Origin of the sequence: Streptomyces sp. rh34, assembly GCF_002551245.1 — a bacterium.
Lineage (GTDB): Bacteria > Actinomycetota > Actinomycetes > Streptomycetales > Streptomycetaceae > Streptomyces.
Genome location: NZ_NTGZ01000002.1, coordinates 24,804 through 49,759, shown reverse-complemented (window position 1 = coordinate 49,759; position 24,956 = coordinate 24,804). Strand labels below are relative to the sequence as shown.

Genomic DNA, 24,956 nt, shown 5'->3' with positions numbered 1-24,956 from the left:
GGGCCTCAGCTCCTCTCCGAGGTGCCACGTCCCTGGGGGGCCGTGGGAGGCAGCGGGTCGGTACGGGAGACCTGGGTCTCCGGGTAGGCGACATGGCCGGGAGCGACCGGTGGGGCGGGGACCTCGTCGATCCGCTCGGCGTGCTCGATGCGGCAGGCGCACACCTTGTACTCCGGGATCTTGGACCGGGGGTCGAGGGCGTCGATGGTGAGGGCGTTGGCCGCGGTGGGGACGGGCCAGTGGTAGGGGACGAACACGGTGTCGGCGCGGATCGCCTCGGTGACCAGGGCGGGGAAGACCTCGCTGCCGCGCCGGGTGACGACGCGGACGGGCTCGCCGTTGCGGAAGCCGTGCGAGGGGTGGATCTCGGCCCAGGGGCGCGGGGTCTGTTCGACGAGGGCGCCGAGCCTGCGGGTCTGGTTGCCGGAGAGGAAGTGGGCGACGGTGCGGCCGGTGGTGAGCGACATGGGGTACGCGTCGTCGTACGGGTCCATCGGAGGGTGCCATTCGACGACCTGGAGGTGGATCTTGCCGTCGGGGTGGTAGGTCTTCCCGTCCTCGAAGAGCCGGGGGGTGCCGGGGTGGTCGGTGGTGGGGCAGGGCCAGGCGATGCCGCCGGTCTCCTCCAGACGTTCGTAGGTGATGCCGTAGTAGTCGTTGACGGTGCCGGCGGAGGCGATACGCAGCTCGTCGAAGACCGACCGGGAGTCGGGGAAGTCGAATTTGTCGCCGACGCCGAGCCGTCGGGCGAGTTCGCACATCGCCCAGGTGTCGGTGCGGACGCCGGGGGGCGGGTCCTGGGCCTTGTTGTGCTTGACCACGCGGGCCTCCGCGTTGGCCATCACCCCGTCGTCCTCGGCCCAGGTGGTGACGGGGAAGACGACATGGGCGTTGGCGGCGGTCTCGGAGAGGAAGAAGTCGAATTGCGCGTGGAACTCGGTGGTGTCGTACCCCTCCTTGACCACCCGGTAGTTGGGCAGGGAGACGAAGGGGTTGTTGCAGATGCCGATGAGGCCGCGGATCTCGCGGCGCTGCATCTGCCAGACCATTTCCATCATGGAGGTCCCGGCGGGCGGGAGTTCGGACTCCTCGATGCCCCAGATCTCGCAGATCTGGCGGCGGTGCTCCTCGTTCATGATGGAGCGTCCGCCGGGGAGGAGGTCGGACTTCTGGCCGTGCTCGCGGCCGCCCTGTCCGTTGCCCTGGCCGGTGATGGTGCCGTAGCCGGCGCCGGGTTTGCCGATGTGGCCGGTGGCGGTGCAGAGGTTGATCACGGTGAGGCAGTTCTCGACGCCCTGCGAGTGGTGCTCGATGCCCCGGGCGTGCCAGGCCATGGCCTTGGGCGCGCGGGCGAAGGTCCGGGCGACCTGGACGATCTGCTCGGCGGGGATCCCGCAGATCGCGGCGGCACGGGAGGGCGGGTATTCGGCGGCCTTGGCCTTGACCTCTTCCCAGCCGGTGGCGTGGGCGGCGAGGTAGCTCTCGTCGGTGAGCCCTTCCTCGATGACGACGTGCAGGACGGAGGTGAAGAAGGCGGAGTCGGTGCCGGGCTTGAGGGCGACGTGGATGTCGGCGGTCCGGGCGATGGCGGTCTCGCGCGGGTCGATGACGATGAGGCTGGCCCCCCGGTCCCGGGCCCCCCAGACGTACTGGGTCATCACGGGGAAGCACTCGCCGACGTTGGAGCCCGCGATGAGCAGGCAGTCGGTGAGCAGGATGTCGGAGAAGGGGTTGCCGGCCCTGTCGATGCCGAAGGCCAGCTTGTTGGCGCCCGCGGCGCTGACCATGCAGAGGCGCCCGTTGTAGTCCACGTGCCGGGTCTTGAGCGCGACGCGGGCGAACTTGCCCACCAGATAGGTCTTCTCGGAGAACAGGCTGGCCCCGCCGAGGAGACCGAAGGCGTCGTTGCCGTGGGTCTGCTGGATGCGCTTGATCTCGGAGACGGTGAAGTCGAGCGCCTCTTCCCAGGAGACCTCGCGGAACTCCTCGTCGCGGGAGCGGCGCATCAGCGGGGCGGTGAGCCGGTCGGGGTGGTTGACCTGCTGGTAGGCGTTGATGCCCTTGGGGCAGAGCCGCATCCGGTTGATGTCGTGGTTGCGGGGTTCGACGCCGAACACCTTGCCGCCGCGGTCCACGCGCAGATACATCCCGCACTGGACGCCACAGAAGCAGCAGTGGGTCGGCACGAGCGTCTCGCCGTTCTGGTCGGCGTGCCACTGGTCGGCCGGGATGCCGCCCGCGTCCCGGAAGGCGCGGGTGCCGGGAGGGGCGAGGGAGGGGTCCAGGGGGATGAACGTCCGGCGGTCGGCAGCAGTTCGCGGATCCGCGGTCACTTGAAGCCCTTCTTCACATCGGAGAGGTAGGCGCTGCCGCGCAGCACCCGCTTGCAGCGCGGGCAGTATTCGGCCCAGGAGTCGAAGTCGAGCCGGAGGTCGCGCATGGTGCCGCGCAGGTTCTCGACATAGGGGCCGGTGTCGATGGGCTCCTCGCAGCGGCGGCAGGCGAACACCTCGTCGTCCTTGCGGCCGGTGTACTTGAACAGCTGCATGCCGACCGCGGCCGGGCGCTGGACGATGTGGAAGAACTTGCCGAACGGGATGTAGATGAGGGTGAAGACGACCGACACCATGTGCAGGATCGCGAGGAACTGGTAGCCGCCGCCGTGCAGGAAGATCGAGGAGAAGGTGAGCAGCAGCCCCGTCACGGAGATGACGATGAGCGCGATCAGCGGCACCAGGTCGTAGGCGAAGCGCTGACCGGTGGCGGCGCCGCGGTCCTTCATCCGGCGCCACAGGAAGTACGAGGCGCCGGGGATGACGAGGACGGCGGCGATGTCCAGGCCGTGGAACATGAGCCAGCCGAGCACATGGAGCGAGTCGAACCCGAGGATCTTGAAGCCCCAGATCCGCATCTCGTAACCGGGTCCCGCACCACTGCCGGAAGTGAAGGTGAACCAGCCCCAGGTGAGCGGGAAGGTGATCAGGGCGGCGAGGACGCAGCCCCAGAAGATCAGCTGATGGGCGGCCCAGCGGGCGTGGGAGCGGGCGCCGAGGAACTTCTGGAAGCCCAGATAGGTGGCGATCATCTTCGGCAGGGCGGTGGGGGCCCCGCGGAAGTTGTCCAGGGAGAAGAGGCTGCGCAGGCCCTGTTTGAAGAGGCGCCGGGCGCCGGGGGCGGAGACCCAGACGGTGTACCGGTAGGCGACGCCGAAAGCGAGGAAGACCGTGGCCACGGCATAGGGAAGGAGAGCCGAGTCGAAGTTGTGGAGCATGCGGCTGCCGAGCACGATCGCGAGGATCAGCAGGGCGGAGACAGCCACGCCGGCGAGCGTCGCCCGGGTGGTGACGGACCGGGGGCCGGTAGCGGCGGGAGGCGTTGCCGCAGGGCCGCCGGGGGCTTGGGGCTCGGCGGCTGCGGTGGCTTCTGAGGGCTCGGTCACCCGGCCACCGTAGGGCTGTTTGGGCTGATTGAACCCGTTTTAGGGCGTGAGAGGGTGAGGGGGTCGCCCAGACAGTCGCAAGGGCCGCCTCGCCCGGGCGGGGGGCTTGCTCGTCGCGTCCCTCCCGCCGGTACGTTCGCAACGCACCGCCCGCACTACCCTGCGGGCCTCGATCCCGACCGGAGGAGCCACGCGATGACCCCCAGGGACCCCATGGACCGCGTGGACCCCGAGGGCCCCATGAACCGCGCGGAACCCCTGGACCGCATGGAACCGGAGGGCGGAGCCTCTGGGCGCTCGCCCCTGCTGGACGCACTGACCGATGTGGCCGGAATCCGCGTCGGCCACGCCGAGGTCGCCGGTGCGGGCGCGCTGAGCGGAACGACCGTCGTCCTGGCCCCCGAGGGCGGGGCCGTGGCCGCGGTGGACGTCCGGGGCGGCGGGCCGGGTACGCGGGAGACGGACGCGCTGGACCCGCGCAATCTGGTGCAGCGGGTCGACGCCGTCGTCCTCACGGGCGGCAGTGCGTACGGGCTCGACGCCGCGTCCGGCGTGATGGCGTGGCTGGAGGAGCAGGGCCGGGGCGTCCGGATCGGCACCGGACCCACCCAGGTGGTGCCGGTCGTTCCGGCCGCCGCCCTCTTCGACCTCGGCCGGGGCGGCGACTGGCGGGCCCGCCCCGACGCGTCGACCGGCCGCGCCGCGGTGGAGGCCGCGGCTGCCACGGGGGCCGGGGAGCCCGTCGCCGAGGGCGGCGTGGGCGCGGGCGCCGGCGCGATGGCCGGGCAGCTCAAGGGCGGCATCGGCACGGCGAGCACCCGCCTCGCATCCGGGGTCACCGTGGCCGCCCTCGTCGCGGTGAACGCGGCGGGCTCGGTGGTCGACCCCCGGACCGGGGTGCTGTTCGGGGAGTACGGGGCCGGGGAGCCGCCGGCCCACCCTCCGGCCGAGGTCCACGCGGCGGCGGAGCGACGTCTCGCGCGGGAGCGGGAGGCGACGGAGGCGGCCGGGGCCGGGGCCCCGCCGTTCAACACGACGATCGCGGTCGTCGCCACGGACGCGGACCTGACCCGGGCACAGGCCCAGAAGCTGGCGGGCACCGCACACGACGGGCTGGCCCGCGCGGTGCGCCCCGTCCATCTGCTGACCGACGGGGACACCGTGTTCACGCTGGCCACCGGGCAGGTGCGGGTGCCACCCGGGGACCCGGCCGCCGTCAACGAGATCCTGGCGGCGGGCGCCGACGTCCTGGCGCGGGCCATCGTGAAGGCCGCGCGCGCTGCCCGGAGCATCGAGGGACCGGGCGGCAGGCTCCTCTCGTACACGGAGCTGTACGGCGCCAGGCCCTAGCTGTATTGAGCCGTACGGCGAACAGCTCCACGAGGCCGTACGGCGGCGGGCGCCACACAACCGTACGGCGGTCGGCGCCACGCGGTCGCACAGCGCCTGGCGGCCGGTCCGGGCGGCGGACACCGGGGGGCGCGCGGCGCGGGCGAGGGGCGCGCGGGCGCCCGACTCGTCGTCTGCACAAGGGAGTTCACCCCAACCGCCCGAAATGCACCGGGAACACGCGGGGAACTTTCTGCGTGCGCCCTACGTTTTTACCAACCCCGGTCACGATGTCGGACCCAGGGACTACGTTAAGCACGCACCAAGTAACACGCGGCGACGGCCTGGAGACACCACCTTGAGCGATCCGTACGAGACAACCGAGCACCACCTCGACCGACTCCTGCGACGCGCCCTCAACTCCTTCGACCTTCCCGACAGCACGGTCGACCGCCTCGGCACCGCGCTCGCCCACAGCAGTTCGCTGCACTCGTCGCACCACAGCTCCGTGCTGCACCGCGAGACCTACCGTCACACGTATCTCCTCGCCGACGGTTCCGCCCTCACTCTGTGGGAGCTGGTGCACAGCGGAGGCCGGGACGTGCGGATACCGCGTCGGCACGAGCTGTACGACGACGAGGGCGACGCCCGCATTGCCGCGTCCCGACTCGCCGGGAGCTTCTCCGACTCCCCGGCCTTCGGCGACGAGGGAGTGCAGGAGACCCCGGGCGATCTGGAGATGCTGACGCTGCTGATGTCCGCCCCGCCGGCCCCGCTCCCCCGGACGTACGCCCCCGACAATTCCGCGGACCACGCCCGCCGGGTGCTGCGCCGCGCGGAGAACGCCGACCGGCCGGGCGAGCAGAAGACACGGCTGCTCCGGTCCGCGTTCGCCCACCACATCACCCAGATCTTCGGGCGTCAGTGCCGCGTCGACGGCCGCCCGGCCGGATTCACGCTCTATGAGCACGCGTTCCTGCTGCTGGACGGCAGCGAGACGAGCCTGTGGGAGGTCGAGCACACGGCGACGCCCGACGGCCGCCACATGTGCGAGGTGTACGAGGACGAGCACGCCGCCCGTGCGGCGATGGAGAGCCGCACCCGGATCTGCTGACCCGGACCGCCGTGACCGGCCCCGACCGACTCGCCGCACAAGCCGGTCACAGCAGGGCAGGGCCGGTCACCCCTGGGCCGGTCACGCCGCCCACACGGGGCCGGCCCCACCGCCCGCGCGGATCAGCTCACGCCGCCCTCCGCGTGCGCCTCGCCCTCCACGGGGGCGTCGCCCTCGACGTGGGCGCGCGGCCGGGCGGGCAGCGCGAACATCACCAGGAAGATCACCGAGAACACCCCGGCCACCCACCACAGCGCCTGCTGGAACGCGTCGACGAACGCCGGGCCGACCGCCTCGGGGGCCAGCCGGTCGCCGATCGCCCCGTAGAAGACGACGGACACCAGGCCGAGACCGAGCGCCGTCCCCATCTGCTGCACGGTGTTGATCAGCCCGGACGCCGATCCGGCGTGCTCCTTGGGCACTTCGGAGAGCACCGCGTCGGTCAGCGGAGCCACGACCAGCCCCATCCCTGTGCCCATGACCACCAGCGGGACGGCCATCTGCCAGGACGTGATGACCATGCCGTACTGCTCGCTCTCCCAGAGGTAGATCAGCAGTCCGGCGATCATGAGGAGCGCACCGGCCTGGAGGACCTTGCGGCCGAAGCGGGGTACCAGCTTCTGCACGGAGATCCCGGCGGCCACCGAGACGGCGACGGAGAACGGGATGCCCGTCGTGCCGGCGCGCAGCACGCTCCAGCCGAGACCCATCTGCATGTACAGGGTCCAGACCAGGAAGAAGATGCCGAGGCCGACGCCGAAGGTCAGCTGCACGGCGATGCCGGCGGCGAAGCTCTTGACCCGGAACAGGGACAGTTCGATCAGCGGCGAGCCGTCCGTCAGCGCCTTCTGCCGCTGGTACAGAACCAGCGCCCCGAAGACGAACAGGCTGCCCACCATCGACAGATGACCCCAGAGCGGCCAGCCCAGCTCATGTCCCCGGGTGAGCGGGTAGATGAGCATCAGCATCGCCAGAGTGATCAGGGCGACGCCGAGCAGGTCGAGGCGGACCGCCCTGGGGGCCTTCGACTCGGTGATGAACTTCGCGCCGAGAATCAGTCCGGCGATGCCCACGGGCAGGTTGATCAGGAAGATCGGCCGCCAGCCGAGCCCGAAGAGGTCCCACTCGGTGAGCAGCGCGCCCAGCAGCGGCCCGGAGACCGCGCCGAGCCCGACGATCGCGCCGAAGAGCCCGAAGACCTTGCCGCGCTCGTGCGCGGGGAAGGTGGCGTGCACGATCGACAGCACCTGAGGCACCATCAGCGCGGCGGTGGCGCCCTGGAGGACCCGCGCGGCGACCAGTATCTCGGGGCTGCCCGCGAAGCCGCACAGGGCGGAGGCGAGCGTGAATCCGCCGATGCCGATGAGGAAGAGCCGCTTACGCCCGTAGATGTCGCCGAGCCGGCCGCCCGTGATCAGCCCGGCCGCGAACGCGAGGGCATAACCGGCGGTGATCCACTGGATCGCGGAGACCGAGGCTCCGGTCTCGCGTTGGATGCTGGGGATCGCGATGTTGACGATCGTGACGTCGACCAGGTCCATGAAGGCGGCGGTCATCACGATGGCGAGCGCGAACCAGCGCCGCCGGTCGGCCGGCGCGGGGGCCGCGGATGCTTCCGGTGCGGTGGGTGCGGTGGGTGGTGCGATGTGCGACGCCGTGGGCGGCGGAGGTGCGGAAGAAGGCATGGGAAGAACCTAGGCATCCATTAGGTCAGATGATGACCTGATGGTCCGGCATCCTGGGGCCATGTCCGACACCCCCGCACGACTGCTGAAACTGCTGTCGCTTCTCCAGACCCCGCGCGAGTGGCCGGGCGGCGAGCTGGCCGAGCGGCTCGATGTCAGTCCGCGCACGATCCGCCGCGACGTCGACCGGCTGCGCGACCTGGGCTACCCGGTCGAGGCCTCACGCGGCTCCGTCGGCGGCTATCGCCTGGTGGCGGGCGCCGCCATGCCGCCCCTCCTGCTGGACGACGAGGAGGCGGTGGCCATCGCGGTGGGGCTGCGGGCCGGGGCGGGGCACGCGATCGAGGGCGTCGACGAGGCCTCCGTACGGGCGCTGGCGAAGCTGGAACAGGTGCTCCCCTCCCGGTTGCGGCACCGGGTCTCCGCGCTCCAGAACGCCACGGTGCCGCTGACCCGGGGCGACGGCGCCACCATCGACCCGCGGACCCTGACGACGCTGGCCTCGGCGGCCACCGGGCGGGAGCGGCTGAGGTTCGCGTACCGCAGCGGCGACGGCACCCGGACGAAGCGGCAGGTCGAGCCGTACCGGCTGGTGAGCACCGGGCAGCGCTGGTACCTGGTCGCGTACGACCTCGACCGGGAGGACTGGCGTACGTTCCGGGTGGACCGGGTCGGCGAGCCGCACGCGACGGGGGCCAGGTTCGCGCCGAGGCCGCTGCCCGTCGAGGGCGCGGGGAGTGACGCCGGCAGCGGGGACGCGGCGAAGTTCCTGGCCCGGTCGATGAGACGGATGAAGCCGGAGCTGTGCCTCGATGTGTGGTTCGGGGCGCCGGCGGAGTTCGTGGCGGCGCGGCTGCCCGCGCATCTCGGGACGCCGGAGCCGGACGGTGAGGGCGCCTGCCGGCTGCGGGCCTCGTGCACCGATTCGCTGGAGTGGGTGGCACTGCGGCTGGCGTTGGTGGACTGCGAGTTCTCCGCGCACGGGCCGCCGCAACTGGTGGCGTACCTGGAGAGCCTCGGCGCCCGGCTGACCCGCGCCTCCCTCGCCCCGGCCCCGGCCCCGGCCCCGGCCCCGGAGGGAGGGGCGGCGCGGAACAGGACCGGACCCGGGCCAGGACCGGTCCCCGGCCACCCCGGAACGGGTGCGCCCGGCGGCTGACCCGGAACAGGGATGAGCCCCGACGCCGGGGGGGGTGGGCGCCGGGGCTCAGCTCAGGGACCGGTGAAAACCGGTCGGGTGACCGGAATGACCCGGTCGGTCGGCCGGTGCGAACCGGCTTGATGGGGAGATTACGGGTTATTGGCTCACGCCGCAGCGTCAAAGCCCGTGTCGTGAGCCATTCGCTTCAATTCGAGCAGTGCGTGCTTCTCTATCTGGCGGATCCGCTCCCGTGTGAGGCCGTGCTGCTTGCCCACTTCGGTCAGTGTCCGCTCCCGGCCGTCCTCGATGCCGTACCGCATCTTGATGATCGAGGCGGTCCTGTTGTCGAGCTTGCCGATCAGGTCCTCCAGCTCCTCACTGCGGAGCAGGGTCATCACGGACTGCTCGGGCGAGACGGCGGAGGTGTCCTCCAGCAGGTCCCCGAACTGGGTGTCGCCGTCGTCGTCCACGGACATGTTGAGACTGACCGGGTCGCGGGCCCAGTCCAGGACGTTGCCGACGCGCTCGGCGTTGGAGTCGAGCTCGGCGGCGATCTCCGCGTGCTCCGGGTCGCGCCCGTTCTCGCGGTTGAACTCGCGCTGGACCCGGCGGATCCGGCCGAGCTCCTCCACCAGGTGGACGGGGAGCCGGATCGTGCGGGACTGGTCGGCGATGGACCGGGTGATGGCCTGCCGGATCCACCAGGTGGCGTACGTGGAGAACTTGAAGCCCTTGGCGTAGTCGAACTTCTCGACCGCGCGCACCAGGCCCGCGTTGCCCTCCTGGATGAGGTCGAGCAGAGGGAGCCCCGCGCGCGGGTAGCGGCGGGCCACGGCCACGACGAGCCGGAGGTTGGAACGGATGAATATGTCCTTGGCGCGCTCGCCCTCGGCGACCAGCGCCTCCAGCTCCTCACGCTTCGCGTCACCGACGGCGCTCTCCACCCCGCCGTCGAGGATCTGCTGGGCGAAGACGCCCGCCTCGATGGTCTGGGAGAGGTCGACTTCCTTGGCGGCGTCGAGCAGCGGTGTGCGGGCGATCTCGTCCAGGTACATGCCGACCAGGTCGCGATCGGCGATTTCTCCGCCCACGGCGCGAACACTGCCTGCCCGGCCGGACCCACCGGAGGTGGTGGACGTACGACGGGCGACGGCACGGGTTGCCATGCGTGCTCCCTTGCTGAGTAGGTCGCGACACCCTTTCGAGGTGCCCTGCATCCGTTGGAAACAACGACTGGAATCCGGACAGAATTCCCATGCCGCACATTCACTTTCGCGATCATGCAGTACCCTGTCCGGCGCCGACCGCTGGATTCCGCTTCCGGATTCCGCCGGACGCGCAGGTCAGAGCCGGTAGCGGGGACGATCGGCCCCTTCGCGGCACTCCGACCGGGTACCCGGAATCGGCGCGGGCATGAGACGGCGCTCACCTGCACGTCGCACTGCGCCCCACCCGACGCGCCCCGCCCGGCCTCCCGGCACCGGGGAGGGCCGTTGCTCCCACCCCGGAAGACGGCCGGGGCGGCGTCCGGGTTGCTCAGGGCGTCCACTACGCGCCGGACCGCAGGCCCCGGCCACGGGACGCACGACCGCCGACACCACAGGCACCCTCGACGAGGCGCCTGAGCGCATACTCCGGCAGCGGCCCTGACCTTCCCCGCCGTGCCCGGAGCCCCTCAGCCGAACTGCACCGAGCGCTTCGCCAGCCCCATCCAGAAGCCGTCGATGACGCTGCGCCCCCGGTCCAGCTCGTCCTCGGCCGCGCCCAGCGTCACGAACAGCGGCGCGAAGTGCTCGGTGCGCGGGTGGGCCAGCTTCCCGGCCGGGGACGTGTGCTCGAAGTCGATCAGCGCGTCGACGTCCTGGGCCCGCAGCGCGCGGTCGCCCCAGTCGTCGAACTCCGCCGACCAGCCGGGAACGCCGCCGCCCCGGTGCCGCAGAGCGGCCAGGTTGTGGGTGAAGAAGCCGCTGCCGACGATGAGAACGCCCTCGTCGCGCAGGGGGGCGAGTTTGCGCCCGACGTCCATCAGCTTCTGCGGGTCGAGGGTCGGCAGCGAGATCTGGAGTACGGGAACGTCGGCGTCAGGGAACATCTCCACCAGCGGTACGTACGCGCCGTGGTCGAGGCCGCGGTCCGGAATGTCCTGGACCGGCGTACCGGCGCCGCGCAGCAGCTTGCGGACGCTGTCGGCGAGCCGGGGCGCGCCGGGGGCCCCGTAACGCACGCCGTAATAGTGCTCGGGAAAGCCCCAGAAGTCGTGGACGAGCGGCACGGTCCCGGTGGCGCCGAGCGCGAGCGGGGCCTCCTCCCAGTGGGCGGAGACCATCAGGATCGCGCGGGGGCGGGGCAGCCCCGCGGACCAGGCGGCGAGTTCACCGGGCCAGACGGGATCGTCGGCCAGCGGCGGTGCGCCGTGCGAGAGGTAGAGGGCGGGCATCCGCTCCGCGGTGACTGTCATGGCACTCCCATCCACTGGACGCGGCGCCAGGGCGACGGGCGCCGCGTTGGGCGCACAGGGCACTGGTTCCGGTCACGCGTTCGGCCGAGCAGGAGTTCCCCGAGGCCATATGAGGGATCGTTGTTCAGGGGCCCTGTGAAACCCCTTCGGATCCCCTGCGGGGACCTGCCGGGCAGGCTTCTTGAAAATTCAAGTTCCTACCTCCGGAGACCTTAACTCTATCTAGTTAAACTTTCAAGAAAAGGTCGTACAGTGGAGTACATGACCATGGCATCCACCAGCGCGCCGCGCTGGCTCACCGACGAGGAGCAGCACGCCTGGCGCGCCTATCTGCAGGCCACCACGCTGCTGGAGGATCACCTCGACCGCCAGTTGCAGCGCGACGCCGGCATGCCGCACATCTATTACGGGCTGCTCGTCCAGCTCGCGCAGGCCCCCCGCCGCCGGATGCGGATGACGGAGCTGGCCCGGAACGCGAAGATCACCCGTTCCCGGCTCTCGCACGCCATCGCCCGGCTGGAGAAGAACGGCTGGGTACGCCGCGAGGAATGCCCCTCCGACAAGCGCGGCCAGAACGCGGTGCTCACCGACGACGGCTACGCGATGCTCCGCCGCTCGGCGCCGGGCCACGTCGAGGCCGTACGGCAGGCGATGTTCGACCGGCTCACGCCCGAGCAGGTGAGCAGCCTCGGAGAGATCATGCGGGCGATCGCCACCGGCCTGGAGCCGGAGGGCACGGACGCGGATCTGCCCTGGCTCCGCTGAGCGGAACCAGGGCAGAAGAACTACCGGGCGGGGAAGGTACCGCCGTCGTCAGTGGGCGACCACCGGGATCCTGAACTCCTCCTCGGCACCCGCGCCGGACGCGTCGTCCGTCCCGCCGGACCCCGTTCCGGGGCGGCCGGTGTTGATGAGGGCGATCGCGATGGCGGCGGCGGCCACGAGGATGCCGACAGCCCACCAGATCGCGGCGGCGAAACCGCTGACCATGGCCTGGAGCTCCAGGAGCTGCGGGTCCGTGGCACCGGCCGCGCGATCGGCGACGTACGCGGTGGTGGCGCTCGCGGCGATGGTGTTCAGCAGGGCGGTGCCGATGGCGCCGCCGACCTGCTGCGAGGTGTTGACCATCGCGGAGGCCACCCCGGCGTCACGCGGCTCGATGCCGTGCGTGGCCAGGGACATCGCCGGCATGAACGCCGTACCCATGCCGAGGCCGAGGAGCAGCATGCCGGGCAGGATGACGGCCGCGTAGCTGGTGTTGAGGTCCAGCTGGGTCAGGAGCAGCATGCCGACCGCGGCGACCAGGAAGCCGGGGCCCATCAGCAGGCGCGGCGGGACCCGGGTCATCAGCCGGGTGCCGATCTGGGTGGACCCGGTGATCATGCCCACGATCATGGGCATGAACGCGAAGCCGGTCTTGACCGGGGAGTAGCCCTTCACGACCTGGAGGTAGTAGGTCAGGAAGAGGAACAGCCCGAACATCGCGATGATGGCGAGACCCAGCGAGAGGTAGACCCCGCCGCGGTTGCGCTCGGTGAGGACGCGCAGCGGCAGCAGCGGCGACTTCACGTGCGCCTCGGTCACGACGAAGGCGATGAGCAGCACGGCGGCGGCGACGAACATGGAGACGGTCACCGCGTCCGACCAGCCGGCGGACTCGGCGCGGGTGAAGCCGTAGACCAGGGCGACCAGGCCGAGCGTGGAGAGCACGACGCCGGGGATGTCCAGCGGTGCGCGGTTGCGGGTGCCGGACGGCTCACGGATCACGAAGTACGCGCCCGCGGCGGCGACGATGGCGAACGGGATGTTGACGAAGAACGTCCAGCGCCAGTTCAGGTACTCGGTGAGGAAGCCGCCGAGGATCAGCCCGACCGCGCCACCGCCACCGGCGATGGCCCCGTAGATGCCGAACGCCTTGGCGCGCTCCTTGGCGTCGGTGAACATCACGGCGAGCAGGGAGAGGGCGGCCGGGGCGAGCAGGGCGCCGAAGACACCCTGGAGGGCCCGGGAGCCGAACATCATCGCCTCGTTCTGGGCGGCACCGCCGAGCGCGGAGGCCAGCGCGAAGCCGATCAGACCGACGACGAAGGTGCGCTTGCGCCCCCAGAGGTCGGAGATCCGGCCGCCGAAGAGGAGAAGCCCGCCGAAGGCGAGGGCGTAGGCGGTGATGACCCACTGCTTGTTGCCGTCGGATATGCCGAGGTCGGTCTGGGCGGAGGGCAGCGCGATGTTCACGATGGTCGCGTCGAGGACGACCATCAGCTGGGCGAGCGCGATGAAGGCCAGGGCCTTCCAGCGGCTCGGATCGGGAAGGGCGGTGTCAGCCGTTTTTGACATGGGTGTAGTCACCTAAGGACGTGCGAGGACGCCGGGGCGTCGCGAAGTGGGCGCCGGAGTACGTGCTGATGTACGCGCGACGGGATGACGTGGGTTCGTGGGACGCGTAGGTGGACACAGCTGTCCACGTGGGCGGGAAGGACGCACGCGGGAAGGGCGTGCACGGGAACGATGTACGCGGGAACGATGTACGCGGGAGGGCGTTTCCCGGTGACGGACAGGCGTCGGCGTCGGGCGGCCGGGGACACGCACACGCCCGCGGGCGTGACCGGTGAGGGCGGGACAGGGCCGGAAGTTTCAGGTCGTCGCGGGCGTCAGGGGCGCCGCAGATCCTCCAAGGTCGCCGCCGATCCGGGCAGTTCGGAGCGGGCCGGGGTCTCCAGTCCGTCCAGGAACAACTGCAGATGACGGTGGGTGAACCGGTCGATGCCCTGGCAGGCGATGCCGGGGAGCGGCCGGGTGAGCTGGGAGAGGGCGACGAGTACGTCACCGACGGCGATGTCGGTACGCAGCCGCCCCGCGGACATGGCGCGCGCCACGAGCCCTTCGACGGCCTCTTCGAGGCGTCGGCGCTCGGCGAGCAGTTCGGGGTGGTCCTTGTCGAAGACGCCGGAGAGCATCGGGCACAGGGCGCCGATCCGTTCGTCGGCGGCCGCGTGCACGAAGCGGCTGAGCGCGGCGAACGGGTCGGACTCGGTGGCGGCGGCCTCTTCGGCCCGGAGGGTGGTGCGGGAGGTGACCGCGAGGACGACCTCGTGGGTGAGCGCGACGCGGTCGGGGAAGTTCCGGTAGAGCGTGGCGTTGCCGACGCCCGCTCGCCGTGCGACATCGTCCAGCGCCACGTCCGGCCCGAACTCGACGAACAGCTCGCGCGCCGCCGTGACGATCCGCTCACGGTTGCGCAGCGCGTCGGCGCGCGGGCGGGGCGCCCGGCAGGGTGCTGCCGGTGGGGTGCTCTCGGCGGCCGCCGGTGCGTTGCTCTTCGCGGCGGTCTCGGCGACGGTCTCCACGACGACGCTCCTTCCCTTCCCTCTGTGTAGCCGGTCAGCGCCCGTCGGTAACCGGGGACCATTTCCCCGTTTAGCGGGGACACGTATGCAAACGGGGAGAGGGTCCCCGCTTATTTCCCGCCAGAACGTGACCTGAACCACATCGCTTCTGGCGGAAAACCCTCCGATCGGCGCACCCAGCGAGCGGCCCCGGACCACCCGGCACAGGCTGATCGCCAGAGCGCAGTCAGGGGTCGGCCGACTGCCGCGGACCCCGAAGGCGCCTCGATGCAGCAGCCCCGCCACCGGATACGCAGACACCGCCGCCCGGTCGCCCTGGCCGGAGCGACCGCGCTGGTCATAGCGGCCATGGCCTCGGCCAGCACCACCCTGCCGACCACCGGCCGCGCCTCGGCGGGCCCGGCGGCCACCAGCCAGGACTCCGCGCTCGCCCCGTGCCGGATCTCCGCCACCATGGGCGTGCAGATGTCCGAGGGCCTGCCGACCCCGCCCGGCTACGCCCGGTCGACCGGCGAGATCAAGGCGCTCAACCTGATGATCGACTTCCCGGACGCGGAGGGAACGGAACCCGCGACCGACCGGTACGCGGAGTTCTTCCCGCAGACCTCCGAGTGGTTCAGGGCCAGCTCCTACGGCCGGCTCGTCTACCGGCCCGAGGCCCCCGTCAAGGACTGGCTGCGGATGCCGATGGCGTTCACGGAGTACGGGATAGAGCGCGGCTCACCCTTCGAGCCGGGCTACCGCCAGCTGGTGAAGGACATCGTCGCGGCCGCCGACCCCCGGGTCGATTTCTCCGCGTACGACCTGGTCAACGTCCTGGTCAGCCCGAACGCCGGCCCCTCCGCGCTGGACACCGTGCTCTCGGTGACCTTCTCCGGCAACGACGAGGCCCCGGCGGCGGACGGTGTCCCGCTCTCCAACACGTCGTTCGTCTACAGCCGCCAGGACGACGGATCGGGGTCGTACGCAGAGACCGGTTACCGCGTCCTGCCGCACGAGAACGGCCATGTCTTCGGACTGCCCGACCTCTACACCATGGAGGGCGGCGGCTCGGTCGGGCACTGGGACATCATGTCCGAGGACTGGGGCGCCAACAACGACTTCCTGGCCTGGCACAAGTGGAAGCTCGGCTGGCTCGACAACGAGCAGATCAGCTGCGCCTCGCAGCCCGGCGTCAGCGAGCACACGCTCGGCCCGCTGGCCACCGAGGGCGGCACCAAGCTCGCCTTCGTCCCGCTGAGCGACCGGTCCGGCTACGCCGTGGAGGTCCGTACGGCGGCGGGCAACGACGAGGCGGTCTGCCGACCGGGGGTGCTGATCTACAAGGTCAGCTCCGACGTGGACACCGGCCAGGGCCCGGTCTCCGTCGCCGACGCCACCGAGGACAGCGGCGGCTGCACCCGCCGCCCCAACGTGCACGCGGAACTGTCCGACGCCCCGTTCCGCCCCGGCCAGACCTTCATCGACCGGGCCAACGGCGTACGGATATCCGTGCTGGACGAGGACGAGGACGGCGCCTACCGGGTGCGGGTCACACGCCCGTGAGCGGCTCGGCGCCCGGAGCGCACGCCGCATCGGACTCCACGAAGGCCCGGAGCCGGTGCTTGAGGAGCTTCCCGGTGGCGTTGCGCGGGAGCGGCTCGTCGGTGAACAGCACCCGGGCGGGCACCTTGAAGGCGGCGAGCCTCCCGCCGACGTGCTCGCGCAGGGCCCCGGCGGTGACCCCGGCCCCGGGGCGCGGCCGGACGACGGCCGCCACTTCCTCCCCCAGCACCGGGTGCGGGACGCCGAGGACGGCGGCGTCGGCCACGTCGGGGTGGTCGTGCAGGACGCCCTCGACCTCGACGCAGTACACGTTCTCGCCGCCCCGGATCACGACGTCCTTGAGCCGGTCGACGATGGAGACCCGCCCCTCGCGGCGTACGGCGAGGTCCCCCGTACGGAACCAGCCGCCTTCGCCGAAGGCCTCCTCGGTCGCCGCCGCGTCGCGCCAGTAGCCGCGGAACAGCGACTGGCCGCGCAGCCACAGCTCCCCCGGCTCCCCGTCGGGCAGCTCCTCGCCCGACGGCCCGGCGACCCTCACCTCCGTGACCGGGGTGGGCCGTCCCACGCCGCCCGGCTCCGCCCGGTACTCGTCCCCGAAGTGCGCGAGGACCCCGCCGCTGGTCTCGGTGAGCCCGTAGCCGTTGCGGGGCTCGACGCGTTCGCCGTACCGGGAGGTGAGGCGGGCGATCAGGGCGGGCGGGGCGGGGGCTCCCCCGGTACTGAACAGCGTGAGGCTCTCCAGCCCGTCCCCGGCCCGCTCCGCGGCCTCCAGCAGCTGGAGGCCGGTGGCAGGGACCCCGGCGAAGTGCGTGACGCCGTGCGCACGGATCAGCCGCAGCGCCTCGTCCGCGTCCCATTTGTGCATCAGGACGAGGGTTCCGCCGACCGCCATCGCACCGTAGAAGCCGGTGAACGCGGCAACGTGGAAGAACGGGAACGTCATGAGGGAGACGGGGGCGGGCCCCTGCCCCGGAATGACACCGCGCGCCAGCGCGGAGGCCGCCGCGTGGTAGCGGGGGTTGAGCGCGGCCCCGGCCTGGGCGAGCTGGGTGGCCACCGCGCCCTTGGGACGGCCGGTGGTGCCGGAGGTGTAGAGGATCGTGGCGTCGTCCTCGGGCCGGGGCTCCACGTCGGGCGGCGCGGCCAGTGGATCGGGGGCGGGAAACTCCTCGTACCGCTCGACGCGCAGCCCGGTCGCGAGCCCGGTGTCGTCCACCTCGCCGTGGTTCCCGTGGTTCCTGTGGTCCCCGTGGTCCCCGTGGAAGAGGACGACGCGCGTCCCGGTCCGCCGGGCCCAGCCGGAGACCCGCCCCAGCCGCTCCCCGTCCACGAGGAGCACCCCGGGCTCGCAGTCCTCCAGTGCGTGGCCGAACTCCTCCTCGGTCCACCAGGCGTTGAGCGGTACGGCGACGAGACCGGCCAACTGGGCGGCCCAGAAGGCGATCTGCCACTCGGGGTGGTTGCGCATCGCGATCACGGCCCGGTCGCCGGATTCCAGCCCGTACCGCTCCCGCAGGCGTACGGCGAGGGCGGAGGCGGCGGCGAAGAACTCGGCGTAGGAGTACCGCTGTTCACCGGCGACGAGGAACGGCGCGTCCCGGTAGGCCCAGGTGGTCTCCACGAACTCCCGCAGCGTACGGGGCCCGTCGGCGTACTCCGGCGTCCCCTGCTCGCCGACGACCACGGCGAAGGGCGCGCCGGGCGCGGTGAGGGAGGCCTCGATGCGCGCGGCGCGCCGGGCGCGTTCCGCGGGGGCCCCGGCGTCTTCGGGGGCCGGGGGCGGGGACGGGTGGGTGTGCGGCACGGACGGCCTCTCTCGCGCTGACGCTGGCTGCTACGCGAGACGCTATGCGGACGGGGGCGCGGGGCCAAGGCCGGACGAGCGGCGCGCACGGATCCGGGAGGGTCGTCCGCCCGACGAGTTCGTCGGCGAAGTCGGGCAGGACGTCCCGCAACGACACCCTGGCCGGCGCCCGTTCATGGCGGCGGGCCAATCGCCTTGTGTTTGCGCGACGTCGATGTCCATCAGCAAGGAACAGGGCCCCATGCTCCAGGGGAGCCCTCGCGACGGACGACCGGCCGACGCCTTCCGCGTGCGCCGATCCGCGGGTGGGCTGACGTGGACCGGGCCGCTCCTGCGTCAGGCCGTCGAACGCCGCCGTGCCACAGCGGCGCCACCGCGGGCACTGCCTGCCGCCCGAGCCCACCGGCGTCAGGCGAGACGCCGTCCCCCGGCCGTCATCGACCTCCGCGACGGCCTCCTCCACAACGAGGACGAGGTCTCGGCGCGGCCCGCAGCCGGCGCGCGACCCTGGACGGCGATACGCCTCGACATCCTCCGCAGCCCAATGACGCGGACACGTCCCGTCGAACAGAACAGACCGGTGGGCAAGCCGGCACCGGCAGCCGACGGCGGAGGGGGCGTCGGCGACCCGCTCTGACGACGGCCGCGGCCGGGGGTTTCCCGCCCATATCGGGCTTATATGAGATAGACCACTTTCGGGGCCATAGGCAGGGGCGGTCACCCCGGCCTAGAGTCCTGTCGTTTGCGGAGTATTCGGCTCCGCTCCGTCCGGGCCGACCCTCCGCTCCGTACACGACCTGTACGCGCACGCAGAGACCGGGCCGATTCCCCGACTCACAAGGAACCGGGTACATCCACATGGGCACGTTGGAAACCTGGGTCGTCGAGCTCAACGACGTCTTCTGGACATACCTGCTGATTCCGCTGGTCGCCGTCGCCGGCGTCTGGTTCACGCTGCGCTCCAAGGGTGTGCAGATCCGCCTGATTCCGGAAATGTTGCGGGTCGTCAGGGACAAGCCGCAGTCCGGCGTCAGCCCCTTCGGTGCCTTCACCATCTCCGCCGCCGCGCGGATCGGCACCGGCAACATCGCCGGTGTGGCCACCGCGATCACCATGGGCGGCCCCGGAGCCGTCTTCTGGATGTGGATGATGGCCCTGGTAGGCGGAGCCTCGGCGTTCGTCGAGTCGGTCCTGGCCCAGCTGTACAAGGTGCGCGACACCGAGCCCGGTACGTACCGAGGCGGCCCGGCCTACTACATGCAGAAGGCTCTCGGAATGCGCTGGCTCGGCGTGGTCTTCGCCGTTCTGATCACGCTGACGTTCGGGTTCGTGCTGACCGCGGTGCAGTCCAACACGATCACGGTGGCCACGAAGGGCTCCTTCGGCTCGGACGCCTCCTGGTTCAGTCCCGTCCTCGGCGGCGTGCTCGCCGTGCTGCTCGCGCTCGCGGTGTTCTTCGGCGTGAAGCGCCTGACGGCCGTCACCAAGGTCATCATCCCGGTGATGGCCGCGCTCTACCTGCTGACCGGCGCGGTCATCGTGCTCCTCAACCTCGGCAACGTGCCGGGCATGCTCGGCGACATCATCGGCGGCGCCTTCGGCTTCCGCGAGGTCGCGGGCGGCGCCGTGGGTACGGCGATCCTGCAGGGCGTGCGGCGCGGCATGTTCTCCAACGAGGCGGGCATGGGTTCCGCCCCGAACGCCGCCGCGGCCGCGGAGACCACGCACCCGGTCAAGCAGGGCCTGGTCCAGGCCCTCGGCGTCTACTTCGACACCTTGGTCATCTGCACCATGACCGCCTTCGTGATCCTCTCCGCCAACCCGACCCTCGGTGAGCGCGGCGGCGCGGACGTCACGCAGGCCGCCTTCACCAGCGCGCTCGGCGACTGGGCCGGTCACCTGCTGACCCTCGTGGTCTTCATGGTCGCCTTCAGCTCCATGATCGGTAACTACTACTACGGCGAGTCCAACATCCAGTTCATCACCCGCAGCAAGAGCGTGATGAGCACGTACCGTGCGATGGTCATCGCCTGCGCCGTCCTCGGCGCGATCGGCTCCGTCCCGCTGGTCTGGAGCCTCGCGGACGTCACGATGGGCGCGATGGCCCTGGTCAACCTGATCGCGATCATCCCCCTCAGTGCGGTCGCCTTCCGCCTCCTCGACGACTACCTCACCCAGCGCCGCCAAGGCCTCGACCCGGTCTTCCGCAAGGACCGGGTTCCGGGCCTGCGCGGCGAGGTGGAATGCTGGGGCACGTCGGACCAGGACGCCACACCGCAGGGGCGGATGCCGGTCGGCTCGCTCTGACCCGGACGCGCCCCCGCGCGACCGTAGGCATCGAAGGGCGGCATCCCGGGAGGGGTGCCGCCCTCTGGTATTCCGAGGTCGGGCCCGAGTCCCAGGTACCGTGTCGAGCTGCGGCGCGAAGGTACTGCGGCGCACAGCGGCAACGGGGGCGACCTCCGCAATCCCTATCCGCTAGGCTGTCAGCGGTCAGTCGGCCTCCAGTGCGCCTGCTCGGGAAAGTGTCCTTCCGGATCCCTACCGCGCACCGCCACAGGGTTGTATGACCAGGGCGTTTGCCTCACTCCGCCCGGCATTCCCACTGGGTTTTCCGGCAAGGTTTTCGGCAAGCCCCGGCCTTCGTAGCTCAGGGGATAGAGCACCGCTCTCCTAAAGCGGGTGTCGCAGGTTCGAATCCTGCCGGGGGCACAACGCGTTACCGCTCCGCCCTGGGGTCCACCCCCGGGGAGGGCTTCTGCTCGGCCTCGGACTCCTCGTCCGGGGCCGTTTGCGTGCGGGGGGTGCGTGAGCGTACGCGGGAGACCGCCGGCGACGGCCCGACGGGAAACCGAGGCCCGTGACCCGTGACCCGATGGCTCCGCGTCCGCGTCGGGCCCGGGCTGCCGCACAAGCGGTTCACCCGAGCTCAACGACTTCGCCGCCGCTGTGGCCGCTTCCCTCAGGTGGCGCTGTCTTCCCCGCCGCTGTGGCCGCTTCCCTCAGGTGGCGCTGCGGTGCTGCTGTTGTCGGTCGGGCTGCTCAACCGTGCTGTGCGACGGCATCGCCTCCGCGCTGCCACATTTCGTAGTTCCCACATTCCGCTGTGGTCTCGGCCATCGCCTGAGCCGCGGTGAGGAAGTCATCGATCACCGGGGAGGTGCGCGAGGCCGCCACCGCGAGGCACACCTGGTCGGGCGCCAGGTCCGGGATGGGCACGTAGCTGATGTCCGGATGTGAGTAGAACACGGTCGCCGAACGGGCCAGGAACGAGATGCCCCGGCCGGCCGCGACGTGTTCGAGCGTCTCGTCCACCCCGCGCACCAGGTACCCGGCGTTGGGGTGCGGGCGCCTGGTGGGCTGCGTGCTCGGGTCGGCGTGCCAGACCAGCGGCTCACCGGCCAGGTCGGCCTCGGTGACCGCCTCCTTGCCGGCCAACCGGTGTCCGGCGGGCAGCACCGCGACCCGCGGCTCGGTGTAGAGCGGGACGACGCGCAGGCCGGTCTCGTCGATGGGCAGCCGCACGTAGCCGACGTCGATGCGGCCGTCGAGCAGCATCGTGGCCTGGTCGCCCCATTCGATCCGCTGTACGTCCACGACCACGTCCGGGTGCCGGGCCTCGAACGCCCGCGCCGCCGGGATGACCGCGACGCCCGCCCGGAAGCCGACCGTCAGCCGCCGGCTGCCGCGCGCCGCCACGGTCACCCGGCGGCGGACCGCGTGCGCGGAGGCGAGCAGCGGACCGGCATCGGCCAGGAGTTGTCGGCCCGCGTCGGTCAGCGCCACACCGTGGCGGCCCCTGGTGAACAGCGAGGCGCCGAGATCCCGCTCCAGCGCGCGGATCTGCCGACTGAGCACCGGCTGTGCGATGTGCAGCTCATCGGCGGCGCGGCTGAAATGCAACTGGTCGGCCACGGCGACGAAATAGCGCAGTTTGCGCAGGTCCAGATCCATGGCGCCTCCCGGCCCGGTGATACCTCCAGGGTATCACCGGGACTAAAAGAAGTCTTGGACACCCCATCAGGACGATGACAACCTGCAGAGGTACCAACGGGGACGGGCCGAAGGGAATTCGGCACACGAATTCGGCACGAGAAATCGATGCCGGAAATCAGTGCCGGAAATCAAGCCGGAAATCGAGCCGGATTCGACAGCAGCACGCAGGCCCAGAATGCGCACAGCGGGAATCGAGCGCTGTCCGCCGCGTCATTCGACAGCGGTGACGACACGACCGTCAACAACGACGGGACAGGAATGTCGTCCCGTCCAGCTTCAGAAAGCAGGCACACCCATGAGCAGCATCAGCGTTATCGGCCTGGGGAACATGGCCGCCGCTCTGGCCGCCCGGGCGCTCGCCGGCGGCAACGCCGTCGAGATCATCGGCCGCGACCCGGCCAAGGCCAAGGAATTGGCCGGGTCGCTCGACGGCGCCACTGTCGGGACGGCCGGAGCCGTCCCGGCCGGGGACATCGTCATCCTCGCCGTGCCGTACGCCGGGGCGGCGACGGTGGTGAACGAGTACGGGGACGCGCTGCACGGCAAGGTCATCATCGACATCACCAACCCCGTCTCCCCCGATTCCCAGGGCCTCCTCACCCCGGACGGCAGTTCCGGCGCGCAGGAGATCGCCAAGGCCGCCCCCGCCGGCGCGCACGTCGTGAAGGCGTTCAACACCGTCTTCGGTCACATGCTGGCGCAGGGCAAACCGCTGGACGTACTCATCGCCGGCGACGACGCGGAGGCCAAGGCAACTGTCGACGCCTTCATCAAGAGCCTCGGGCTGCGGCCGATGGACACCGGCCCCCTGGGCATGGCGCGCTGGCTGGAGGGGACGGGCCTGGTGATGATCGGCCTGGGCCGCTACGGCGCGGGGAGCTTCGACTTCACGCTCGGCATCAACACATCTGCCTGAACGCGCCCGCACCACCACTTCTCGCGCCCCATCGAACACAAGGACCGTGAGCATGCGCGTTTTCGTCACTGGTGGGACCGGCCATTCCGGTTCGAGCATCGTCCCCGAACTCATCGCCGCCGGGCACCAGGTCACCGGCCTGGCCCGATCGGACACGGCCGCGGCGGCGCTGTCCGCGCTCGGCGCGAAGGTGCGCCGCGGCGACCTCCGGGATCTCGACGGGCTCAAGGAGGCGGCCGCGGACTCCGACGGCGTCATCCACGTCGCGCACAGGCAGGACCTGCTCCCGTCCGGCGGGATCGACGCCGTGGCCGCCGCGGAGCTCTCGGTCATGCTCGCGTACGGCGAGGCGCTGGCGGGAACCGGAAAGCCACTGGTCGCGGCGGGGAGCATCGGCTCACCCGGCCAGCACCTTGGCCGGCCGGCCACCGAGGAGGACCCGGCCCTTCCCGGCGGCGACGAGCACAGGGGCACGCTGCGGGTCCGTAACGTCGTGGAGACCGCCGTGATCGGCCTCGCCGAGCGCGGAGTGCGGTCTTCGGTCGTACGGATGGCCAACATCGCGCACAGCACGACCGACCGTACCGGCTTCCTCCCCACGCTGATCGCGCTGGCGAAGGAGAAGGGGGTCGTCGGCTACCCCGGAGACGGCGCGAACCTGTGGAACGCCGTGCACACCCGCGATGCCGCTTCCTTGTTCCGATTGGCGCTGGAGAAAGGGCCGGGCGGCACATACTGGCACGCGGTCGGGGACGGGGCCATCCCGTTCCGCGAGATCGCCGAGGCCATCGGAAGCCGTCTGGGCCTGCCCGCCGTGAGTATTCCCGCGGACGTCCTGATGGTGCCGGGATACTTTGGTTTCCTCGCGAACATCGTCACGCAGAACTATCCGGCGTCCAACCTCATCACCCGCCGGGCCCTCGGCTGGGAACCCACTCAGCCCGGCCTGCTCGCCGACATGGACAACGGCCATTACTTCTCCGCGACCGACGACAGGGATCCGCATCACCACACACCCGGTGAATGAATAGGGTTCGGCTCTTCCAGGACCCGCCGGAATGGTTGGCCGACGGCTGCCCAGGAAGAGGGGAACGCTGGCGGGAGTGCCTGACCGCACCGGAACTCCTGCCCCGTGCTGTCGACCGTGTGCGGGTGGCCGAACGCGTCACTCGGTTCCAGCCGCCCGGCGGGCCGGTCCGGGGCCGGGCCGGGGTTCCGGGGCCGGCACTCCGTCAGCCCCGGGCCCTCCCCCGCCCCTCGGCCAGGATCTCGTCGACCACGTGCGCCGCGATCCGCGCCATCACCGGGTTCGTGTCCCGGAGGTGCGCGAGCTCCATCAGGGCGATGGACAACGCCCAGCCCCGCCCCCGCGTCCAGGTGGCGTCGTCGGCCGCGACCGCCGTACGGAACGTCTCCCGGGCCCCGGCCGTCAGCAGGTACCAGGCCGCGATCAGGTCGACGGCGGGATCGGCGACACCGGTGCAGCCGAAGTCGATGACCGCGGTGAGGCGGCCCTCCGCGACCAGGACGTTGCCCGGCTGGAGGTCCCCGTGCACCCAGACGGGCCGACCCCTGAAGGGCTCCGCGGTCAGGGCCTCGTCCCAGGCGGCGGTGGCGCTCGCCCGGTCCAGGACCGCGTCCAGGGCCGCGAGCGCCTCGCGGGTCGCCGGGTCGCGGGAGGCCAGCGGTTCGCTGCGGTAGGCGGGCGGCGCGTCCGCCGGGTCGACGCGGCGCAGCGCCAGCACGAACTCCGCCAGATCGGCCGCGAGCAGGTCGGAGGCCGAAGAGCCGTCGCCGGGCCCCGGGTTCGTCCCGTCCAGCCAGGTGCAGACCGACCAGGGCCGGGGGAAGGTCTTGTCCGGAACTCCCTGGACCAGCGGGAGGGGTACGGGGAAGGGCAGCCGCGATGCCAGCAGGGGCAGCCAGCGGTGCTCCGTCGCCACATCCGCCGCACTGCCCTCGGTACGGGGCAGCCGTACGGCCTTGTCGGCGCCCAGGCGGTAGATGGCGTTCGCGGTCCCGCTCGCGCCGACCGCCTCCACGGGCAGGTCCGCCCAGTGCGGGAACTGGGCGGCGATCAGGCCGTGTACGAGTGACGGTTCGATGATCATGCGGCGATCGAACCAGGTGGGCCCGGGCGCGCACAACGTGGCTCCCTCCCCCCACCCGGCCCTCCGGCCCC

18 protein-coding genes and 1 tRNA gene are annotated in these 24,956 nt (G+C 71.3%); 9 read left to right on the top strand and 10 right to left on the bottom strand.

Annotation, left to right across the window (positions count from 1 at the left end; translation table 11 throughout):
- Window positions 1-5: 5 nt before the first annotated feature.
- The gene (locus CR470_RS01030; protein ID WP_097865672.1) at window positions 6-2,333 is read right to left on the bottom strand and encodes a molybdopterin oxidoreductase family protein; all 2,328 of its coding nucleotides are present in this window, start codon (window positions 2,331-2,333) and stop codon (window positions 6-8) included.
- The gene (locus CR470_RS01025; RefSeq protein WP_097865671.1) at window positions 2,330-3,439 is read right to left on the bottom strand and encodes an MFS transporter; all 1,110 of its coding nucleotides are present in this window, start codon (window positions 3,437-3,439) and stop codon (window positions 2,330-2,332) included. The genes CR470_RS01030 and CR470_RS01025 overlap by 4 nt, the downstream gene beginning before the upstream one ends.
- A gap of 267 nt (window positions 3,440-3,706) precedes the next feature.
- Here CR470_RS01025 and CR470_RS01020 point away from each other — a divergent pair, with 267 nt between their 5' ends.
- The gene (locus CR470_RS01020; protein WP_373561379.1) at window positions 3,707-4,789 is read left to right on the top strand and encodes a P1 family peptidase; all 1,083 of its coding nucleotides are present in this window, start codon (window positions 3,707-3,709) and stop codon (window positions 4,787-4,789) included.
- 337 nt (window positions 4,790-5,126) lie between these two features.
- Window positions 5,127-5,882, top strand: a complete 756-nt coding sequence (locus CR470_RS01015) for a DUF6227 family protein (protein WP_097865669.1) — start codon at window positions 5,127-5,129, stop codon at window positions 5,880-5,882.
- A 122-nt stretch (window positions 5,883-6,004) separates the two neighbouring features.
- On the opposite strand, the gene CR470_RS01010 is transcribed toward CR470_RS01015, so the two are convergent.
- On the bottom strand, window positions 6,005-7,567 hold the full coding sequence (locus tag CR470_RS01010; RefSeq protein WP_097865668.1) for an MFS transporter: 1,563 nt from the start codon (window positions 7,565-7,567) through the stop codon (window positions 6,005-6,007).
- Window positions 7,568-7,628: 61 nt separating this feature from the next.
- On the opposite strand from CR470_RS01010, the gene CR470_RS01005 reads away from it, so the two are divergent.
- Window positions 7,629-8,726 (top strand): helix-turn-helix transcriptional regulator, encoded by a 1,098-nt coding sequence (locus tag CR470_RS01005; RefSeq protein ID WP_257138307.1) that lies wholly within the window; start codon window positions 7,629-7,631, stop codon window positions 8,724-8,726.
- A 146-nt stretch (window positions 8,727-8,872) separates the two neighbouring features.
- On the opposite strand, the gene CR470_RS01000 is transcribed toward CR470_RS01005, so the two are convergent.
- Window positions 8,873-9,874 carry a sigma-70 family RNA polymerase sigma factor gene (locus CR470_RS01000; RefSeq protein ID WP_097865667.1) on the bottom strand — a complete coding sequence of 334 codons (1,002 nt, stop codon included), beginning with the start codon at window positions 9,872-9,874 and terminating at the stop codon, window positions 8,873-8,875.
- Window positions 9,875-10,383: 509 nt separating this feature from the next.
- A complete protein-coding gene (locus CR470_RS00995) occupies window positions 10,384-11,166 on the bottom strand; it encodes a dioxygenase family protein (RefSeq protein WP_097865666.1) in 783 nt (260 codons plus the stop codon).
- 252 nt (window positions 11,167-11,418) lie between these two features.
- On the opposite strand from CR470_RS00995, the gene CR470_RS00990 reads away from it, so the two are divergent.
- Entirely contained in the window at window positions 11,419-11,931 is a 513-nt protein-coding gene (locus tag CR470_RS00990) for a MarR family winged helix-turn-helix transcriptional regulator (protein ID WP_097865665.1), read from the top strand.
- A gap of 48 nt (window positions 11,932-11,979) precedes the next feature.
- Here CR470_RS00990 and CR470_RS00985 read toward each other — a convergent pair whose 3' ends face one another.
- Window positions 11,980-13,503, bottom strand: a complete 1,524-nt coding sequence (locus CR470_RS00985) for an MFS transporter (protein WP_097865664.1) — start codon at window positions 13,501-13,503, stop codon at window positions 11,980-11,982.
- Between the two features lie 314 nt (window positions 13,504-13,817).
- Window positions 13,818-14,513, bottom strand: a complete 696-nt coding sequence (locus tag CR470_RS00980; protein ID WP_097865663.1) for a TetR/AcrR family transcriptional regulator — start codon at window positions 14,511-14,513, stop codon at window positions 13,818-13,820.
- A gap of 267 nt (window positions 14,514-14,780) precedes the next feature.
- Here CR470_RS00980 and CR470_RS00975 point away from each other — a divergent pair, with 267 nt between their 5' ends.
- The gene (locus CR470_RS00975) at window positions 14,781-16,058 is read left to right on the top strand and encodes a M6 family metalloprotease domain-containing protein (protein ID WP_097865662.1); all 1,278 of its coding nucleotides are present in this window, start codon (window positions 14,781-14,783) and stop codon (window positions 16,056-16,058) included.
- Here CR470_RS00975 and CR470_RS00970 read toward each other — a convergent pair.
- Entirely contained in the window at window positions 16,045-17,862 is a 1,818-nt protein-coding gene (locus CR470_RS00970; protein WP_097865661.1) for a class I adenylate-forming enzyme family protein, read from the bottom strand. The genes CR470_RS00975 and CR470_RS00970 overlap by 14 nt on opposite strands.
- A gap of 858 nt (window positions 17,863-18,720) precedes the next feature.
- On the opposite strand from CR470_RS00970, the gene CR470_RS00960 reads away from it, so the two are divergent.
- Both CR470_RS00960 and CR470_RS00955 read left to right on the top strand, forming a co-directional pair.
- The gene (locus CR470_RS00960) at window positions 18,721-20,169 is read left to right on the top strand and encodes an alanine/glycine:cation symporter family protein (protein ID WP_097865660.1); all 1,449 of its coding nucleotides are present in this window, start codon (window positions 18,721-18,723) and stop codon (window positions 20,167-20,169) included.
- A gap of 332 nt (window positions 20,170-20,501) precedes the next feature.
- A tRNA-Arg gene (locus CR470_RS00955) sits at window positions 20,502-20,574 on the top strand.
- 330 nt (window positions 20,575-20,904) lie between these two features.
- Here the strand turns inward: CR470_RS00955 and CR470_RS00950 are convergent.
- The gene (locus CR470_RS00950) at window positions 20,905-21,816 is read right to left on the bottom strand and encodes a LysR family transcriptional regulator (protein WP_097865659.1); all 912 of its coding nucleotides are present in this window, start codon (window positions 21,814-21,816) and stop codon (window positions 20,905-20,907) included.
- Window positions 21,817-22,153: 337 nt separating this feature from the next.
- On the opposite strand from CR470_RS00950, the gene CR470_RS00945 reads away from it, so the two are divergent.
- Both CR470_RS00945 and CR470_RS00940 read left to right on the top strand, forming a co-directional pair.
- A complete protein-coding gene (locus CR470_RS00945) occupies window positions 22,154-22,774 on the top strand; it encodes an NADPH-dependent F420 reductase (RefSeq protein ID WP_097865658.1) in 621 nt (206 codons plus the stop codon).
- Between the two features lie 52 nt (window positions 22,775-22,826).
- Window positions 22,827-23,801 carry an SDR family oxidoreductase gene (locus CR470_RS00940; RefSeq protein ID WP_097865657.1) on the top strand — a complete coding sequence of 325 codons (975 nt, stop codon included), beginning with the start codon at window positions 22,827-22,829 and terminating at the stop codon, window positions 23,799-23,801.
- Window positions 23,802-24,006: 205 nt separating this feature from the next.
- Here CR470_RS00940 and CR470_RS00935 read toward each other — a convergent pair whose 3' ends face one another.
- Entirely contained in the window at window positions 24,007-24,885 is an 879-nt protein-coding gene (locus CR470_RS00935; protein ID WP_097865656.1) for an aminoglycoside phosphotransferase family protein, read from the bottom strand.
- Window positions 24,886-24,956: the final 71 nt, after the last annotated feature.

Excerpts from the sequence above, each read along its gene's own strand:
- CR470_RS01020 (WP_373561379.1), top strand. The coding sequence starts at position 3,707 with ATGGAACCGGAGGGCGGAGCCTCTGGGCGCTCGCCCCTGCTGGACGCA.
- CR470_RS01010 (WP_097865668.1), bottom strand. The coding sequence starts at position 7,567 with ATGCCTTCTTCCGCACCTCCGCCGCCCACGGCGTCGCACATCGCACCA.
- CR470_RS01005 (WP_257138307.1), top strand. The coding sequence starts at position 7,629 with ATGTCCGACACCCCCGCACGACTGCTGAAACTGCTGTCGCTTCTCCAG.
- CR470_RS01000 (WP_097865667.1), bottom strand. The coding sequence starts at position 9,874 with ATGGCAACCCGTGCCGTCGCCCGTCGTACGTCCACCACCTCCGGTGGG.
- CR470_RS00995 (WP_097865666.1), bottom strand. The coding sequence starts at position 11,166 with ATGACAGTCACCGCGGAGCGGATGCCCGCCCTCTACCTCTCGCACGGC.
- CR470_RS00985 (WP_097865664.1), bottom strand. The coding sequence starts at position 13,503 with ATGTCAAAAACGGCTGACACCGCCCTTCCCGATCCGAGCCGCTGGAAG.
- CR470_RS00975 (WP_097865662.1), top strand. The coding sequence starts at position 14,781 with ATGCAGCAGCCCCGCCACCGGATACGCAGACACCGCCGCCCGGTCGCC.
- CR470_RS00960 (WP_097865660.1), top strand. The coding sequence starts at position 18,721 with ATGGGCACGTTGGAAACCTGGGTCGTCGAGCTCAACGACGTCTTCTGG.
- CR470_RS00950 (WP_097865659.1), bottom strand. The coding sequence starts at position 21,816 with ATGGATCTGGACCTGCGCAAACTGCGCTATTTCGTCGCCGTGGCCGAC.
- CR470_RS00945 (WP_097865658.1), top strand. The coding sequence starts at position 22,154 with ATGAGCAGCATCAGCGTTATCGGCCTGGGGAACATGGCCGCCGCTCTG.
- CR470_RS00940 (WP_097865657.1), top strand. The coding sequence starts at position 22,827 with ATGCGCGTTTTCGTCACTGGTGGGACCGGCCATTCCGGTTCGAGCATC.
- CR470_RS00935 (WP_097865656.1), bottom strand. The coding sequence starts at position 24,885 with ATGATCATCGAACCGTCACTCGTACACGGCCTGATCGCCGCCCAGTTC.